Source organism: Pseudomonas gozinkensis (genome assembly GCF_014863585.1).
GTDB classification, from domain to species: Bacteria; Pseudomonadota; Gammaproteobacteria; order Pseudomonadales; family Pseudomonadaceae; genus Aquipseudomonas; species Aquipseudomonas gozinkensis.
On the sequence record NZ_CP062253.1, the window covers coordinates 4463711 to 4481277 of the forward strand.

15 protein-coding genes are annotated in these 17567 nt (G+C 59.7%); 4 read left to right on the top strand and 11 right to left on the bottom strand.

What is annotated here, in order from left to right; translation table 11 throughout:
• Positions 1-4: 4 nt before the first annotated feature.
• Together nagZ and IHQ43_RS19780 are read right to left on the bottom strand one after the other, a co-directional pair.
• On the bottom strand, positions 5-1015 hold the full coding sequence (gene nagZ / locus IHQ43_RS19775) for a beta-N-acetylhexosaminidase (RefSeq protein WP_192561808.1): 1011 nt from the start codon (positions 1013-1015) through the stop codon (positions 5-7).
• A gap of 158 nt (positions 1016-1173) precedes the next feature.
• The gene (locus tag IHQ43_RS19780) at positions 1174-1881 is read right to left on the bottom strand and encodes a TetR/AcrR family transcriptional regulator (RefSeq protein ID WP_007953037.1); all 708 of its coding nucleotides are present in this window, start codon (positions 1879-1881) and stop codon (positions 1174-1176) included.
• A gap of 230 nt (positions 1882-2111) precedes the next feature.
• Here IHQ43_RS19780 and lexA point away from each other — a divergent pair, with 230 nt between their 5' ends.
• The gene (gene lexA, locus IHQ43_RS19785) at positions 2112-2720 is read left to right on the top strand and encodes a transcriptional repressor LexA (RefSeq protein WP_007953044.1); all 609 of its coding nucleotides are present in this window, start codon (positions 2112-2114) and stop codon (positions 2718-2720) included.
• Between the two features lie 10 nt (positions 2721-2730).
• The gene (sulA, locus tag IHQ43_RS19790) at positions 2731-3204 is read left to right on the top strand and encodes an SOS-induced cell division inhibitor SulA (RefSeq protein WP_007953046.1); all 474 of its coding nucleotides are present in this window, start codon (positions 2731-2733) and stop codon (positions 3202-3204) included.
• A gap of 83 nt (positions 3205-3287) precedes the next feature.
• Here the strand turns inward: sulA and IHQ43_RS19795 are convergent, their stop codons facing one another.
• The 7 genes from IHQ43_RS19795 to IHQ43_RS19825 form a co-directional block, all read right to left on the bottom strand.
• Positions 3288-3521 (bottom strand): hypothetical protein, encoded by a 234-nt coding sequence (locus IHQ43_RS19795; RefSeq protein ID WP_007953047.1) that lies wholly within the window; start codon positions 3519-3521, stop codon positions 3288-3290.
• Positions 3522-3627: 106 nt separating this feature from the next.
• Positions 3628-4152, bottom strand: coding sequence for a DUF6586 family protein (locus tag IHQ43_RS19800; protein WP_192561809.1), 525 nt, complete (start codon positions 4150-4152; stop codon positions 3628-3630).
• A 171-nt stretch (positions 4153-4323) separates the two neighbouring features.
• Positions 4324-6954: a type I DNA topoisomerase gene (topA, locus tag IHQ43_RS19805; protein WP_192561810.1), complete on the bottom strand. Its 2631-nt coding sequence runs from the start codon at positions 6952-6954 to the stop codon at positions 4324-4326.
• Between the two features lie 114 nt (positions 6955-7068).
• Positions 7069-7305: a DUF1653 domain-containing protein gene (locus IHQ43_RS19810; protein WP_007953059.1), complete on the bottom strand. Its 237-nt coding sequence runs from the start codon at positions 7303-7305 to the stop codon at positions 7069-7071.
• A gap of 99 nt (positions 7306-7404) precedes the next feature.
• Positions 7405-8580 carry an acetyl-CoA C-acyltransferase FadA gene (fadA, locus tag IHQ43_RS19815; RefSeq protein ID WP_007953060.1) on the bottom strand — a complete coding sequence of 392 codons (1176 nt, stop codon included), beginning with the start codon at positions 8578-8580 and terminating at the stop codon, positions 7405-7407.
• Between the two features lie 29 nt (positions 8581-8609).
• Complete coding sequence (fadB, locus tag IHQ43_RS19820) at positions 8610-10757, bottom strand: fatty acid oxidation complex subunit alpha FadB (protein ID WP_007953061.1); 2148 nt, start codon at positions 10755-10757, stop codon at positions 8610-8612.
• A 540-nt stretch (positions 10758-11297) separates the two neighbouring features.
• A complete protein-coding gene (locus IHQ43_RS19825) occupies positions 11298-11735 on the bottom strand; it encodes a hypothetical protein (protein WP_192561811.1) in 438 nt (145 codons plus the stop codon).
• A 103-nt stretch (positions 11736-11838) separates the two neighbouring features.
• Here IHQ43_RS19825 and IHQ43_RS19830 point away from each other — a divergent pair, with 103 nt between their 5' ends.
• Complete coding sequence (locus IHQ43_RS19830; protein WP_192561812.1) at positions 11839-12276, top strand: universal stress protein; 438 nt, start codon at positions 11839-11841, stop codon at positions 12274-12276.
• 74 nt (positions 12277-12350) lie between these two features.
• On the opposite strand, the gene IHQ43_RS19835 is transcribed toward IHQ43_RS19830, so the two are convergent.
• Complete coding sequence (locus tag IHQ43_RS19835) at positions 12351-14273, bottom strand: ATP-binding cassette domain-containing protein (protein ID WP_192561813.1); 1923 nt, start codon at positions 14271-14273, stop codon at positions 12351-12353.
• A 215-nt stretch (positions 14274-14488) separates the two neighbouring features.
• On the opposite strand from IHQ43_RS19835, the gene IHQ43_RS19840 reads away from it, so the two are divergent.
• Entirely contained in the window at positions 14489-16417 is a 1929-nt protein-coding gene (locus IHQ43_RS19840; RefSeq protein ID WP_192561814.1) for a transglycosylase SLT domain-containing protein, read from the top strand.
• Positions 16418-16502: 85 nt separating this feature from the next.
• Here IHQ43_RS19840 and IHQ43_RS19845 read toward each other — a convergent pair whose 3' ends face one another.
• A complete protein-coding gene (locus IHQ43_RS19845; protein ID WP_192561815.1) occupies positions 16503-17537 on the bottom strand; it encodes a Fic family protein in 1035 nt (344 codons plus the stop codon).
• Positions 17538-17567 lie beyond the last annotated feature (30 nt).

The following is a 17567-nucleotide window of genomic DNA, read 5'->3' on the forward strand; positions in this document are numbered from 1 at the left end:
ATCCTTAATCGATCAGTTGAGCGTCTTTGAGCGCGCCGACAGCGGTCAGCCAGCGCGGATCCTGACGGTATTCGGTGCTGGCGAACGCCTGACCGCGCATGCGCGCGATGCGCGGCGACGGCTTGACCTTCATGCGCTGCGCAGCGCTCAGGGCCAGCTCGGCAGCTGCGCGGTCGTTGCACACCAGGCCCATGTCGCAGCCGGCGCTGAGTGCCGCTTCGATACGACTGGCAGCGTCCCCGACCACGTGCGCGCCAGCCATCGACAGGTCGTCGCTGAAGATTACGCCGTCGAACTGCAGCTCGCCGCGCAGGATGTCCTGCAACCAGCGCCGGGAGAATCCGGCGGGCTGCGCATCGACTTGCGGATAAATCACGTGGGCCGGCATGACGGCGGCCAGTTGCTTGCTGAGTCTGGCGAACGGCACGAGATCGTTGGCGCGGATCTCATCGAGGCTGCGCTCGTCGTTGGGGATTGCGACGTGGGAATCGGCTTCCGCCCAGCCATGGCCGGGGAAGTGCTTGCCGGTGGCCGCCATGCCGGCGCTGTTCATGCCGCGGATGAACGCCCCGGCAAGTAGCGCAGCGCGCTCCGGATCGCCTTCGAACGAGCGGGTGCCGACGACGGCACTGCGCTGGTAATCCAGATCAAGCACCGGCGCGAAGCTCAGGTCGAGCCCGACCGCCAGCACTTCAGTGGCCATGATCCAGCCGCATTGCTCGGCCAGATATTCGGCGTTCGGGTTGTCAGCGATGGCGCGCATGGCTGGCAAACGGACGAAGCCCTGACGCAGACGCTGGACGCGACCGCCCTCCTGATCCACCGCCAGCAGCAGGTCCGGACGTACGGCACGAATCGCCGCGCTCAGCTCGCGCACCTGACGTGGATGCTCAATGTTGCGGGCAAAGATGATCAGGCCGCCCACTTCGGGCTGGCGCAACAATTGGCGATCTTCGGCCGTCAGCCAGGTACCGGCGACGTCCACCATCAACGAGCCTTGCAGGCCAGCAGTCATAGATATTCCTTGAAAACGAAAAACCCGTCGCCCACGAAATCACCGCCTGGGGCATTGCCCGGCGGGTCGGTGATTTCAATGAGAAACGGGTTCAGAACGAGAGTCGACATGGGCGGCTAGCTTAGCGGATGTCAGCTGCCTCGCCCACCCATGGACGGTTAAACCTTGGCAGGTGCCGGTGCGGACTTGCTGCGTGGTCGCAACTGCGCAGTGGCCATGGCCGTGTCGGTGACGCCGGTTTCGGCACGCATGCCGGCTGCCAGGAACGGCACCATCAGACGCATCACCTGCTCGATGGAGGTATTGACGCCGAAATCGGTCTCGGCAATCGCGCGCAGGGCCTTGATACCCGACATGCTGAATGCTGCGGCACCGAGCATGAAGTGCACGCGCCAGAACAGTTCGATCGGAGGAATACGCGGTGCAGCTTCGTTCACCAGCAACATGTAGCGGCGGAAAACCTTGCCGTACATGTCTTCCAGATAACGACGCAAGTGGCCCTGGCTCTGACTGAATGCCAGACCGAGCAGGCGCATGAAGATCGACAGATCGTTGCCGCTGCGTGGCTGTACCACCAGCGCTTGCTCGACAAGGATCTCCAGCAGCTCTTCAAGCGAAGGCTTGTTCTCGGGCTTGGCCTGACGCCGCTCCAGCTCTTTGTCGAGACTGATGCAGAACGGACCGAGGAAGCGCGAGAAAACCGCCTGGATCAGCGCCTTCTTCGAACCGAAGTGATAGTTCACCGCAGCGAGGTTGACCCCTGCCTTGCTGGTGATCAGACGCAATGAGGTTTCGGCGAAACCTTTTTCCGCGAACAGCTGTTCTGCAGCATCAAGAATGCGTTCAACGGTTTCCGACTGGGCCATGGCTACTCCGCCTGACAAACACTTGTTTGAAACATACGTTTCAGCCTATGCCTTGTCAAGCCTGCCAGTTCGTTTTGGGAATGGTCGGTCAGTTATTTAACCACAACAAGGACGCCACATTAATCGGCGTCGTCACTGACCGTCCGGCGGCATGGCAAAAAACGATCATTGCCAAGACTGCTTCACTGTATATAATCCCAGTCACTGTATAAAAAGACAGAGCGATCAATATGCTTAAGCTGACGCCACGCCAAGCCGAGATTCTGGCCTTTATCAAACGCTGCCTCGAAGACAACGGTTATCCGCCGACCCGCGCGGAAATCGCTCAGGAACTGGGTTTCAAATCGCCCAACGCGGCCGAAGAGCACCTCAAGGCACTCGCCCGCAAAGGCGCGATCGAGATGACACCCGGCGCCTCTCGCGGCATTCGAATCCCTGGCTTCGAAGCCAAGGTCGACGAATCCACCCTGCCGATCATCGGTCGAGTGGCTGCGGGCGCGCCGATTCTCGCCCAGCAGCACATCGAAGAGTCCTGCAACATCAACCCCGCCTTCTTTCATCCGCGCGCCGACTACCTGTTGCGCGTCCACGGCATGAGCATGAAGGACATCGGCATTTTCGACGGCGACTTGCTGGCGGTTCATACCACCCGCGAGGCACGCAACGGTCAGATCGTGGTTGCGCGGATCGGCGACGAAGTCACCGTCAAACGCTTCAAGCGTGACGGCAGCAAAGTCTGGCTGATTGCCGAAAACCCCGAGTTCGCCCCTATCGAAGTCAACCTGAAAGACCAGGAACTGGTCATCGAAGGCTTGAGTGTCGGCGTCATCCGCCGCTAAAGGAGGCTTTATGCAGTTCCCACACGCACCTCAGCAAACACAACTGCCGTTGTTCGAAGCGTTTCTGGCGCAGCCCATCGCCCCCATCCTCAAGGATGTCGTCGAGCGGCCGTGGAATACCGAACCCGAAGCGTTCAGTGAGCTGTCACTGCGCGGTGCGGCCGGGAACTGCCTGAACCTGCTGGCACCTATTCTTCGCGAATTGAGTGAAGATCAGGACGCACGCTGGCTGACCCTGATTGCGCCACCGGCGAGCCTGACCCAGACCTGGCTGCGGGACGCTGGACTGAACCGAGAACGCATCCTGCTGCTGCAACCGCGCGGAGCTCAAAGCGCTCAGCAGCTGGCCTGTGAAGCATTACGCCTGGGCCGCAGCCACACGGTCGTCACATGGTTGAATCCGCTGAGCGCAGGGTCACGGCAACAGCTGATCAGCGCCGCCCGTACCGGGGACGCTCAAAGCCTGAACATTCGTCTGGGATGATGCAACAATGCGCGCCATGTGAAGCGCAGGGCTTCTCCAAGGATAGAGAAGCCGGTCTGGAGCAGTAACTGACAGACAGCGGATCAATGAAGAACCCGCGGCCCCTCATCCTTATCGAATTCGCCTTCAACCATACGCCCCGCCATCTGCACGCCGACGCTCAACATCGCCTTGGCAATTTCAACGTGCTGGCCCTGCAGAAACGCCTTGGCATCCTCGGAGAAATCCAGAGTCACCAGAGAACCCTCGTCCTCGGCCCTGCGCAGTTCGATTCGGCCGTCTGGTAGCTCGACAATTTCTAGAAAGGACGTTGGCATATAGGTCTGTTCTCCACGAAAGGCAGGGATTATATAGACATCATTCAGGCTTCGCTCGGGATCTTGACCAGCAGCACGCCTCTCGTCGCCGCCAGTCCACAGCTCCTCAGCACTCGTTCAAGCCTTCACGGAAACGGATTGCCAGCCCCTTGAGGTTCTGCCGCCAGCTCTCGAGCTCTTCGCGGCTCAACTCTTCAACTGCCTCTTCTTCATCCAGATTCACAGCCTGAATCAACGGTTGCGTCACATCGCCCTTCGGCTTGTGTGGCACCCGTGGCGGCTGAAACAACGCCGAGTGCGCGGCCAGAAATTTAGCCAGCCAGGTCTCCGGATTGCCAGCCAACTCAATCATCTCCGCCAGCTCAGGAATGGCAATCGACTCCAGCACTTCGCGGGTCAGCAGAGTTTCCGCCCGCGACGCATTGGCTTGCGGCAGACGATAGAAGCCGGCGATTTCATGACACAGCCCCAACAACGCACCGTAGAGATGAAACAGTGCGGATTCGCGCCCGGCCTGGATCAACGCCAGCGAGTTCATCGCCCGCCCCTCTTCGGCTCTGGCCAGCGCTTCCAGCGACAAACCCGCGAAATAGATCTTCTGATTGGTACGGGTATAGAGTTCGTGGGCCATGTCGGCACTCTCCACAACGAAATAATTGCTTCACACAGGCCGGACAGTGTCATGGATCAACCAATCCGACCGCAAGCATTAAACAAAAAGGCCGCATGAAAACCAGAAGGTTGTCATGCGGCCTTTTGTATTGAAGATGCCCAGTCAGGACACCTTCAGATCAGCGCTTGCTCAAGCCTTGGCTTTCGCCGGACGCTTGTCCTCGACCGTCCACTTGCCACCGTCAAAGAACGCTTTCCAGCCAGTCGGCTTGCCGTCGACTTCGGTCTGAACGTATTGCTCCTTGGTCTTGCGGCTGTAGCGGATCACGGCTGGCAGGCCATCCGGATCCTTCTGCGGCGCTTCGCACAGGAAGTGGTACTTCGGATCGATCTCGTCCTTGTGCGGCAGAATCTCGATCACCAGCGGAGCACGGGTCTCGCGGTTTTTCGGGAACTGACTGGCCGCCAGGAACAGGCCGGACGCACCGTCACGCAGAATGTAGGTGTCGTTGACCTTTTCGCATTTCAGCTCAGGCATCTTCACCGGATCCATCTTCGGCGGCGCCGCATCACCGCTCTTCAGCAGTTTGCGGGTGTTCTTGCACGTCGGGTTGGTGCAACCGAAGAACTTGCCGAAACGGCCGGTCTTTAGCTGCATCTCGCTGCCGCACTTGTCGCACTCCAGGCTCGGACCTTCGTAGCCCTTGATGCGATAGCTGCCTTCTTCGATTTCGTAGCCGGCGCAATCCGGGTTGTTACCGCAGATGTGCAGCTTGCGCTTCTCGTCGAGCAGGTAGGCGTCCATCGCCGTGCTGCAGATCGGGCAGCGATGCTTGCCGCGCAGCACCAAAGATTCCGACTCGCCCTCGTCGTCCGCCGCGATTTCATCGCCCGGCACCAGGTTGACGGTGGCCTTGCAGCGCTCTTTCGGCGGCAGGCTGTAACCCGAGCAGCCTAGGAAAACACCCGTCGACGCAGTACGGATCTGCATCGGACGGCCGCAGGTGGTGCACGGAATATCGGTCATTACCGGCTGGTTGGCACGCATGCCGGCTTCCGGATTCTCCGCCACTTCGAGTTTTTTCTTGAAGTCGCCGTAGAACTCGTCCAGCACGTTTTTCCAGTCGCGCTCGCCCTGGGCCACGTCATCGAGGTTCTCTTCCATGCCGGCAGTGAAGCCGTAGTCCATGAGGTTCGAGAAGCTTTCCGACAGACGCTCAGTGACGATGTCGCCCATCTTTTCCGAATAGAAACGACGGTTGTGCAGGGTCACGTAGCCGCGATCCTGAATGGTCGAGATGATCGCCGCATAGGTCGAAGGACGACCGATGCCGCGCTTTTCCATTTCCTTCACCAGGCTGGCTTCCGAATAACGGGCCGGCGGCTTGGTGAAGTGCTGGGACGGATCGAGCTTGATCAGCTTCATCACGTCGCCCTGCGCCATGTCCGGCAGAACGTCGTCGTCGCCAGGCTTGGTGATTTGCGGCAGCACGCGGGTATAACCGTCGAACTTCAGGATGCGGCCCTTGGCGCGCAGCTCGAAATCGCCGGCAGCGACGCTGACGGTAGTCGACAGGTATTGCGCCGGCAGCATCTGGCAAGCCAGGAACTGGCGCCATATCAGCTCATAGAGGCGCTCAGCGTCGCGCTCCATGCCGGCCAGCTTGGCTGGCGTGGTGTTGGCGTCGGAAGGACGAATCGCTTCGTGAGCCTCTTGTGCGCCTTCCTTGCTGCTATAGACGTTCGGCGACTCCGGCAGGTACTTCTTGCCGAACTCGGTTTCGATGTAATCACGCGCCATCGCCACGGCATCAGCCGAGAGGTTGGTCGAGTCGGTACGCATATAAGTGATGTAGCCAGCTTCGTAGAGACGCTGTGCCATCATCATGGTTTTCTTCACACCGAAGCCCAGGCGGTTGCTCGCGGCCTGTTGCAGTGTGGAGGTGATGAACGGTGCCGACGGCTTGCTGCTGGTCGGTTTGTCTTCACGCTTGACGATGCTGTAGCTGGAGGATTTGAGCTTCTCCAGCGCGGCCGTCGCCTGCGCTTCGTTCAGCGGCTTGAAGGCTTCGCCTTTCTCGCGAGCCACTTCGAAACGCACGGTCGAGCCTTTGGCGGTGCCGAGATCGGCATGCACTTCCCAGTACTCTTCCGGGTTGAACGCACGGATTTCACGTTCACGCTCGACCACCAGTTTCACGGCAACCGATTGCACGCGACCGGCAGACAGACCACGGGCGATCTTGGCCCACAGCAGCGGCGAGACCATGTAGCCGACGACGCGGTCGAGGAAACGACGGGCCTGCTGCGCGTTCACTCGATCGATGTCGAGTTCGCCCGGCTCCGAGAAGGCTTCCTGAATCGCCTTCTTGGTGATTTCGTTGAACACCACGCGCTTGTAGCGGCTGTCATCACCACCGATGGCTTCGCGCAGGTGCCAGGCAATGGCTTCCCCCTCGCGATCCAAGTCGGTTGCGAGATAGATGGTGTCAGCATCCTTGGCGAGCCGGCGCAGCTCTTCGATGACCTTTTCCTTGCCCGGGAGGATCTCGTACTTGGCTTTCCAGCCATGATCGGGATCGACACCCATGCGCGAGACCAGCTGCTTGCGCGCCTTCTCTTTGGGCGACAGCGCTGGCGCTTCGCCCGCAGCAGCCTTGCCGCGCTTGGCGGCTGGCTCCTTGCTGGCGCTAGCCGAACCGCTGGTGGGCAGGTCTCGGATATGGCCGATACTCGACTTCACCACGTATTGGTTGCCCAGATACTTGTTGATGGTCTTGGCCTTAGCCGGGGATTCCACAATGACCAGCGATTTGCCCATGGATCAGAAAATTCCTGAATTCTAGAAGTGAAAGGCGGTTGGCGCCTGACGCGGCACCGCTATATATAGTGGCTACAAGGTGAGGTCAAGCGCAGGGTTTTGCGCGCACTCGCCTTACGGCTTCGAAAAAAGGCTCGGTTCGGCTTGCACCAAAGCAAAGCGTGGGACCTGCTCCCCGTCAACCTCGACGGACTCCAGGAACATGCTCAAGGGACGTACCCAGAAGCCGTAATCGCCATACAGGGCTTGGTAAAAGACCACTTCTTCCTCGGTCTCGGAATGCCGCGCGACACTGAATACGCGGTACTGCGGACCTTTGTAATGTTGGTAGAGCCCAGGTTGTATCGGCATGCTTCGGCCCTCACTCAAATTTTTTCAAAATAAAAACAAAAATAAATCCGCAAAAACAAAAACCGGGGCACTTGGCCCCGGCTTCCATCGACGAGACGCTTAAACGCGTTCGAAGACGGTGGAGATGCCTTGGCCGAGGCCAATGCACATGGTGGCCACCCCGAAGGTGCCGCCATTCTGCTTCATCACGTTCAGCAACGTGCCGGAAATACGGGCACCGGAGCAACCGAACGGGTGACCCAGGGCGATCGCGCCGCCGTGCAGGTTAACCTTCTCATTCATCTTGTCGAGCACTTTCAGGTCTTTCAGCACTGGCAGGGCCTGTGCGGCAAACGCTTCGTTGAGCTCGAAGAAGTCGATATCGTTGATACCCAGGCCGGCACGTTTCAGTGCTTTCTGAGTCGCCGGTACCGGACCATAGCCCATGATGGCCGGGTCCACACCCGCTACCGCCATCGAGCGAATCACCGCCAGAGGCTGGATGCCCAGGTCCTGCGCACGCTGTGCCGACATCACGATCATGCACGAAGCACCATCGGTGATCTGCGACGAAGTACCGGCAGTCACGGTGCCGCCCTTTGGATTGAACGCCGGCTTCAGAGCCGCCAGACTTTCCAGGGTGGTTTCCGGACGAATGGTTTCGTCGTAGTCGAAGGTTTTCAGGAAACCGTTCTCGTCGTAACCCTGCATCGGGATGATTTCGTCCTTGAACTTGCCTTCCACAGTCGCCTTATGAGCGAGCTGGTGGGAACGCACGCCAAAGGCGTCCTGCTGTTCGCGAGTGATGCCGTGCATTTTGCCCAGCATTTCAGCGGTCAGGCCCATCATGCCCGAGGCTTTCGCCGCGTACAGGGACATGTGCGGGTTCGGATCGACACCGTGCATCATGCTCACGTGACCCATATGCTCGACGCCGCCAACCACGAACACGTCACCGTTGCCGGTCATGATCGCTTGCGCAGCGGTGTGCAGCGCGCTCATCGACGAGCCGCACAGACGGCTGACGGTCTGGCCGGCCGAGGTGTGCGGGATCTGGGTCATCAGCGACGCCATGCGCGCGATGTTCCAGCCTTGTTCCAGGGTCTGGTTCACACAGCCCCAGATCACGTCCTCGACTTCCGCAGGATCGACCTTGGTGTTGCGTTCCAGCAGTTTGCTGATCAGGTGCGCCGACATGTCTTCGGCGCGGGTGTTGCGGTGCATGCCGCCCTTGGAGCGGCCCATCGGAGTACGACCGAAGTCGACAATCACGACGTCTCTAGGATTCAAGCTCATAAGTTCACTCTCACTCTAGTTGGGGGCGCTTAACCGAAGAAGCTCTGGCCGTTCTTGGCCATTTCGCGCAGCTTCGCGGTCGGGTGGTACAGCGCGCCCAAATCAGCGTACTGGTCGGCCAGGGCAACGAACTCGGCAACACCGATCGAGTCGATGTAGCGCAGCGCACCGCCACGGAATGGAGGGAAACCAATACCGTAGACCAGACCCATGTCGGCTTCGGCGGCGGTTTCGACGATGCCGTCTTCCAGGCAACGCACGGTTTCCAGGCACAGCGGGATCATCATCCAGTTGATGATGTCTTCGTCAGTGACTTCGCGCTGCTCGTAGACGATCGGCTTGAGCACTTCCAATACCGACGGGTCGGCGACTTTCTTCTGCTTGCCTTTCTTGTCGGCCTCGTAGGCATAGAAGCCCTTGCCGTTCTTCTGACCCAGACGCTTGGCTTCGTAAAGCACGTCGATGGCCGAACGACGGTCGTCCTTCATGCGGTCCGGGAAGCCTTCGGCCATCACGTCACGACCGTGGTGGCCGGTGTCGATGCCGACCACGTCCATCAGGTACGCCGGGCCCATCGGCCAGCCGAATTTTTCCATGATCTTGTCGATACGGACGAAGTCCACACCGGCGCTGACCAGCTTGGCGAAACCGCCGAAGTACGGGAACAGTACGCGGTTGACCAGGAAGCCCGGGCAGTCGTTGACGACGATCGGGTTCTTGCCCATTTTCTTGGCGTAGGCAACGGTGGTGGCAATCGCCAGCTCGCTGGACTTCTCGCCACGGATCACTTCCACCAGCGGCATCATGTGCACCGGGTTGAAGAAGTGCATGCCGACGAAGTTTTCCGGACGCTTGAGGGCCTTGGCCAGCAGGCTGATGGAAATGGTCGAGGTGTTGGACGCGAGGATGGTGTCCTCTTTGACCTTGTCTTCGACTTCCGCCAGAACGGCTTGCTTGACCTTCGGGTTCTCGACCACAGCTTCAACGACCAGGTCGACGTGACCGAAATCGCCGTAGGACAGCGTAGGACGAATGCCGTTGAGCACTTCAGCCATTTTCGCGGCGGTCATGCGGCCTTTATCAACGCGGCCGACCAGCAGCTTGGCGGCTTCAGCCAGACCTTGCTCGATACCGTGCTCGTTGATGTCCTTCATCAGGATCGGCGTGCCTTTGGAGGCCGACTGATAGGCGATACCGCCACCCATGATGCCGGCGCCCAATACGGCGGCCTGCTTCACGTCCTTGGCGATTTCGTCGTAGGCCTTGGCCTTTTTCTTCAGTTCCTGATCGTTCAGGAACAGACCGATCAAGCTCTGCGCGGCAGAAGTCTTGGCCAGTTTCACGAAACCTGCCGCTTCGACTTCCAGCGCCTTGTCACGACCGAAGTTCGCGGCTTTCTGAATGGTCTTGATCGCTTCGACCGGGGCCGGGTAGTTCGGGCCAGCCTGGCCAGCCACGAAACCTTTGGCGGTTTCGAAAGCCATCATTTGTTCAATGGCGTTCAGCTTGAGCTTTTCCAGCTTCGGCTGGCGCTTGGCCTTGTAGTCGAACTCGCCGGAGACCGCGCGCTTGATCAGTTCAAGGGCAGCATCCTGCAGTTTTTCAGGAGCAACCACGGCATCGACGGCGCCGACTTTCAGCGCGTCTTCAGGACGGTTTTCCTTGCCGGCGGCAATCCACTCGATAGCGTTGTCCGCACCGATCAGGCGTGGCAGACGCACGGTGCCGCCGAAGCCCGGGTAGATGCCCAGCTTGACTTCCGGCAGACCGATCTTGGCCTTGGTCGACATGACGCGGTAGTCCGCCGCCAGGCACATTTCCAGACCGCCACCCAGGGCGATGCCGTTGATCGCGGCCACGGTCGGAACGTTGAGGTCTTCGAAATCGCTGAAGATCTTGTTGGCTTCGAGATTGCCAGCAACCAGCTCGGCATCCGGCAGCTTGAAGTTGTCGACAAATTCGGTGATGTCGGCGCCGACGATGAACACGTCCTTGCCACTGCTGACGATCACGCCCTTGATCGAAGCATCTGCCTTGATGGTGTCTACGGCCTGACGCAGTTCGTTCAGGGTAAGACGGTTGAACTTGTTGACGGACTCACCCTTGAGGTCGAATTTCAATTCGACGATGCCACTTTCAAGAGCTTTAACCGTGATGGCTTTACCTTCGTAAATCATCAACTGATCTCCACGATATGGAAGCTGAACAGTACACGTCGGACGCAGGCAAATGGCTCGGCAGGACGTTTTTTCGTCGATGCTGACACCCATCCACCCGGCACACCCGCCAACGCGATAGTCGGGATTCTGTAGGAGCAGTCTGCAATACAAACGCTCAATTCATACGCCCGTTTGATTTGGGTACGCCACCTTCACGGAATTTCCGACAATTGTCAATCGCCCTAAATACGGGTTGAAATGCGACTTTGCGGTCATTTCTGTAGGACGCAGCCCGGCCACACACGCTTGCATGTGAGGGCATTCATAAGATTAATAGTTAGAAAAGTCGCCCTAATTCAGCGCAAGCCTTGTTTAACAGGCTACGCTGGCTGGACTACGAAGGAAAACAGGCGCAGATTTGCTGACCGGATGACTCCGGTTCAACGCCAAAAAGAATTTCCGGCCTGCCTGGCCAACCCCGCCCGATGAATCATGTCGGGCTTTTTATTGCGCGTCTGCCAGACCTTTCGCACCGTTGCAGCGCGAAAAGTCCGCAAGTCATGCCAGCGCTTTCAGCGTGGCATCAATCTCCAGCAACACCGACGCTTCACCTTTCTCACCCCAATAGAGGGCGATCATCTGCTTGTCGGCTTCAACCTTGAAAACATTGCCCGGCAATTTTTCGAAATGATTGAGCAACAGCGGATCTTCACAGACTTCCTGCCACTGATTGACCCACACGCCCGGGGATTTCTGCCAATACGTCCAGCACGCCGGCTGCTTGCCACGCCGTGGCCGATGGTATTGCGCACACGGGTTCGGCGGCTCCTGGCTCAGCCAGTGCGGCCACTCCTGGGGCGCCAGTTGCATGGCCAGCCCAATGCGCCGGGCCTCCGTGCGCAAGGCTATCCGGCCACTCTGTGCACGGGACGGGCGCAACCACGCCAGGGGGCTCAGCACCACCAGCAGGATTGACACCACCAGCCAGACCGTCATATCTCTACTCCCGAATCTTGATGAGCCCATTGCGTCACTTTGGAACCAATGCGCTTGAAACCAGCCATACTTAACAATATTGATCCCTCACGAGGAGCACCTCATGCCCTACCACCATATCCTGGTCGCCGTAGATCTGACCGAAGAGTGCGACCCTGTGATCCACCGCGCCCGAGAGCTGTCGGTGAGCAATGGCGCCAAGCTGTCGCTGGTGCATATCGTCGAACCGATGGCCATGGCCTTCGGCGGTGACGTGCCGATGGATCTGTCACAACTGCAACAACAGCAGTTCGATCAGGCCAAGGAACGCCTCGAACGCCTGAAGCACAAGTACAGCGAGCTCGAAGGCGCCAACTGCCACCTGACCTACGGCCAGCCGCGTCAGGAAATTCACCATTTCGCCAAGGAACAGAAATGCGACCTGATCGTGGTCGGCAGCCATGGCCGGCATGGTCTGGCACTGCTATTGGGCTCGACCGCCAACGACGTGCTGCACGGCGCACCTTGCGATGTGCTCGCGGTGCACCTGGTCAAACGCTGATCCCAGTCACTCATGAAAGCTGAAAAGCCCGGCGCCCATCACTGGACGCCGGGCTTTTTCATACCTGGAAACAATCAGGCGTCCAGCTCGGCCCAACGCTCCACCAGCGCATCCAACTCAACCTGCAACTGCTCCAGCGAAGCAATCACCTTGGCCGTCTCGGCCGGCGGACGCTGATAGAAGCCGGCCTCAGCCATTTCAGCCTCGACCGCAGCGATCTGCTGCTCCTTGGCGTCGATGTCGCCCGGCAGCGCTTCCAGCTCGCGCTGAAGCTTGTAGCTCAGTTTCTTCTTCGCAGCCGGGGCCGCAACAACCGGCGCGGCAACCGGAGCCGGCTCGGCAGTGACCACCGCCGAGTTCAGGTCAGCCTTGCCGGATTTGCTTTCGGTCACGCCCAGCAGACGCGGCGAACCGCCCTGACGGATCCAGTCCTGATAGCCGCCGACGTATTCGCGAACCTTGCCTTCACCTTCGAAGACCAGAGTGCTGGTAACCACGTTGTCGAGGAATGCCCGGTCGTGGCTGACCATCAGCACGGTGCCGTTGAAGGTCAACAGCACTTCTTCGAGCAGCTCGAGGGTTTCCACGTCGAGATCATTGGTCGGCTCGTCGAGTACCAGCAGGTTCGCCGGCTTGCTGAACAACTTGGCCAGCAGCAGACGCGCGCGCTCACCACCGGACAACGCCTTCACCGGCGTGCGGGCACGCTGCGGGCTGAACAGGAAGTCGCCGAGGTAGCTCAACACGTGGCGGCTCTGGCCGTCGATATCGATGAAGTCGCGACCTTCGGCGACGTTGTCGATCACGGTCTTTTCCAGATCCAGCTGATGGCGCAACTGGTCGAAGTAGGCCACGTCGATCTTGGTGCCCTCTTCCACTTTGCCGCTGGTCGGTTGCAGACCGCTGAGCATCAGTTTCAACAGGGTGGTCTTGCCGGTACCGTTGGCGCCGAGCAGGCCGATCCGGTCGCCGCGCTGCAGCACCATGGAGAAATCGCGGATCAGGAACGGACCGCCCGGATGCGCGAAGCTCACGTTATCCAGCACCATCACCTGTTTGCCGGACTTCTCTGCCGTTTCCAGCTGGATGTTGGCCTTGCCGGTTCGCTCGCGACGCTCGCTGCGCTCCACGCGCAATGCTTTCAGGGCACGTACGCGGCCTTCGTTACGGGTGCGACGGGCCTTGATGCCCTGGCGAATCCACACTTCTTCCTGGGCCAGACGCTTGTCGAACAGCGCGTTGGCGGTTTCTTCGGCGGCCAGTGCGGCTTCTTTATGGACGAGGAAACTGGCGTAGTCACCGTTCCAGTCGATCAGGCCGCCGCGATCCAGTTCGAGGATGCGGGTAGCGAGGTTTTGCAGGAAAGAACGGTCATGCGTGATGAACAGCACGGCGCCCTGAAAATCCTTCAGCGCTTCTTCAAGCCAGGCAATCGCACCGATATCCAGGTGGTTGGTTGGCTCGTCGAGCAGCAGCAGATCCGGCTCGGACACCAGCGCCTGCGCCAGCAACACGCGACGACGCCAGCCGCCGGACAATTCGGCGAGGGTCTTGTCGGCCGGCAGTTGCAGGCGGCTCAGGGTGCTGTCGACAAGAGTCTGCAAGCGCCAGCCATCGCGGGCTTCGAGGTCGTGCTGAACGTGCATCAGCTTGTCCAGATCGGCGTCGGTGACGATGTTCTGGCTCAGGTGATGGTATTCGGCGAGCAAGGCGCCAACACCGTCGAGGCCTTCGGCGACCACGTCGAACACGGTCCGCTCGTCGGCTACCGGCAATTCCTGCGGCAATTCACCGATTTTCAGACCGGGGGCACGCCACACCGAGCCGTCATCAGGCTTCTGGTCGCCCTTGACCAGTTTCATCATGCTGGACTTGCCAGTGCCGTTGCGGCCGATGATGCACACCCGCTCACCACGGGCGATCTGCCAGGACACCTTGTCCAACAACGGCATCGCGCCGAATGCAAGGGACACATCGCTGAATTTGAGCAGGGTCATGAGCTTCTCCAAAAACCGGGCGCGCATTCTACCTGAATCGGGACCCGAGCAGGCCGGCAATTTCGCCGCTGACGCACTCTGCACAACAATTGTTGCGAACTTGTGCTGCAAGGCCCGCAAAGCTTTCGCCCGCTGCTGGCAAAAGGCTAAGCTACAGACAATTCAGTGCGGGTTTTGGGCCGGCACTTGTCATGATTTCTCTGCCCGGATGTCTCATGCGCAGTCGCCTCTTCAGTGTTTTGTCATGTTTGCTGCTTTCCGCCGCTGCCGTTCAATCCGCCCAGGCGGTGGACCTGTCCACCCAACGCCAGTATTACGATGAAGCCAAGCGCGCCCTGGCCAAGGGCGACACCGGCCCGTATTTCCGTTACAGCCAGGCCCTGGCCGACTATCCGCTGGAACCATACCTGGCCTACGATGAGCTGACCGCCCGGCTGAAGTCCGCCAGCAACGCGGAGATCGAAAAATTCCTCGCCGAACACGGAGACCTTCCTCAAGCCAACTGGATGAAATTGCGCTGGCTGCGCTGGCTGGCCGATCGCGGCGACTGGGCGACGTTCGTCAAGTATTACGACCCCAAACTGAATTTCACCGAGCTGGACTGCCTGAACGCGCAGTACCAGATCAGCCATAACAAGAAGGCCGAGGGCTACGCCAACGCCGAAAAACTGTGGCTGACCGGCAAGTCCCAGCCCGCCGCCTGTGACGCGTTGTTCGGCATGTGGGCCGCCGAAGGTCAGTTGACCGAACAGAAACGCTGGGAACGCGCCAAACTCGCCGCCCAGCACCGCAACTATCCGCTGGCCAACAGCCTGGTCAACGGCCTGACCACCCTCGCCCCGCGCGGCCGCCTGCTGGTGGACGTGGCGCAGAAACCGGAATTGCTCAACCAGCCGTCGCGCTTCACGCCGGCCGATGAACCGATGTCCGACGTGGTCAGCCTGGGCCTGCGCCGCCTCGCGCGTCAGGATCCGGACAAGGCCATGGCCCTGCTCGACGGTTATGCCAGCAGCATGCATTTCTCCCGGGATGAAAAAGTCGCGATCGCCCGGGAAATCGGCCTGACTCTGGCCCGCCGCTTCGACAGCCGCGCGCTGGACGTGATGACCAAATACGACCCGGAACTGCGCGACAACACCGTGTCCGAATGGCGCCTGCGTCTGCTGTTGCGTCTGGCGCGCTGGGACGATGCCTACCAGTTGACCCGCCGTCTGCCGCAGGATCTGGCCACTACCAACCGCTGGCGTTACTGGCAGGCCCGCAGTCTGGAACTGGCGCAACCGCAGAACCCGGAAGCGCAGACGCTGTACAAGAACCTGTCGCGGGAACGTGACTTCTACGGTTTCCTCGCCGCCGACCGCTCGCAATCGCCGTACTCGCTGAACAACAAACCACTGGTGCTCAGTCAGGCGTTGATCAACAAAGTGCGCAACACCCCAGGCGTGCGCCGTGCCCTGGAGTTCCACGCCCGTGGGCAGATCGTCGATGGCCGTCGCGAGTGGTATCACGTCAGCCGGCACTTCAGCCGCGACGAGATGGTCGCCCAGGCCAAACTGGCCTACGACCTGAAATGGTACTTCCCGGCCATCCGCACCATCAGCCAGGCGCAGTACTGGGATGATCTGGACATCCGCTTCCCGATGGCCCACCGCGACACCCTGGTGCGCGAAGCCAAGGTCCGCGGCCTGCACTCGAGCTGGGTGTTTGCCATTACCCGTCAGGAAAGTGCGTTCATGGACGACGCCCGCTCCAGCGTCGGCGCCAGCGGCCTGATGCAACTGATGCCCGGCACCGCCAAGGAAACCGCGCGCAAGTTCAGCATCCCGCTGGCCTCGCCACAGCAGGTGCTCGATCCGGATAAAAACATCCAGCTCGGCGCCGCTTACCTGAGCCAGGTGCACAGCCAGTTCAACGGTAACCGTGTGCTCGCTTCCGCCGCCTACAACGCCGGCCCCGGCCGCGTGCGCCAGTGGCTGCGCGGCGCCGACCACCTGAGCTTCGACGTCTGGGTGGAAAGCATACCGTTCGACGAAACCCGCCAGTATGTGCAGAACGTGCTGTCCTACTCGGTGATCTACGGCCAGAAACTCAACTCGCCGCAACCGCTGGTGGATTGGCATGAGCGGTATTTCGACGATCAGTGATCGAGGTGTGCATCACCGATAGATCGACGTATACAAAAATGCCCGCATCGAGAGATGCGGGCATTTTTTTTGAATCAACGCTTGGCTACATGTGCTGCAACTTCTGCACCTTCAATTTGCCGAGTGACGTCAGCCGATACTTCTGATTCGGACTCCTGGGTGAGTCAGGATCAGTCATTTCAATCAGCTCACCGGCTAATGCAGGTGTAAGGTAGTTCGCGCGAAAAGTTGCTTTATGGGCCAGCCCCAGCGCACTCATCAACTCATTTACGCTGAGCGGAACGCTTCCAGCGAGCAAATGAAGCAGCTTCTTTACTTGGTCGGTTACTTGGTCGGTTACTTGGTCGGTGGATGGCTCACTTTCGATCGCCTCACGCAACGCCAGATTCAACGCATTCAACATGTACTCCACGAAGGGCGTTGACTCTGCCATTCGGTCAGCGGCCGACAACGCCGCGTAGTAATCATCCTGCTGCTCGCGAATCACCGCCTCAACGGGCAAGTACGCCAACACCGGCCGCCACTGGCTGAGGATCAACGTTTGCCAGAGCCGTCCCATTCGCCCGTTGCCATCGGCAAATGGATGGATGAACTCGAACTCATAGTGGAAGACACAACTGGTGATCAACGGATGCCAGTCCGAAGCATCGAGCCACGCCAGCAAGTCATCCACCAACTGGTCAATCCGGCTTGGCGGCGGCGCCATGTGGACCAGTTGCTCACCTCGATAGATACCCACACCTGCCCGCCGAAAACGACCACTCTCGTCAATCAGCCCCTGCATCAACTGCTTGTGGGCGAGCAGTAAATCGGATCGATTGCCGGGCTTCCAGTCAATCAAGCATTCATAAGCGGCAAAAGCATTGCGCACTTCCTGAATTTCTCGAGGCAAACCCAGCACCCGTTGCCCGGCCAATACAGCAGTCACCTGCTCGACGCTGAGCGTGTTGTTTTCAATTGCCAGAGATGCCTGGATCGTTCGAATACGATTCCCACGACGCAACTGGGGTGTCTGTCGCCCACTGTCGGCAGCCGAAAGCTGACCGATCTGCTCACTGATCTCCGCGATCAGTGCGAGCATTCGAGGCGTCAGGGTCAATGGGGGCTGGTAGCGGCTCATATCCTTTCCGGGAGCATTTCAATGGTCGCC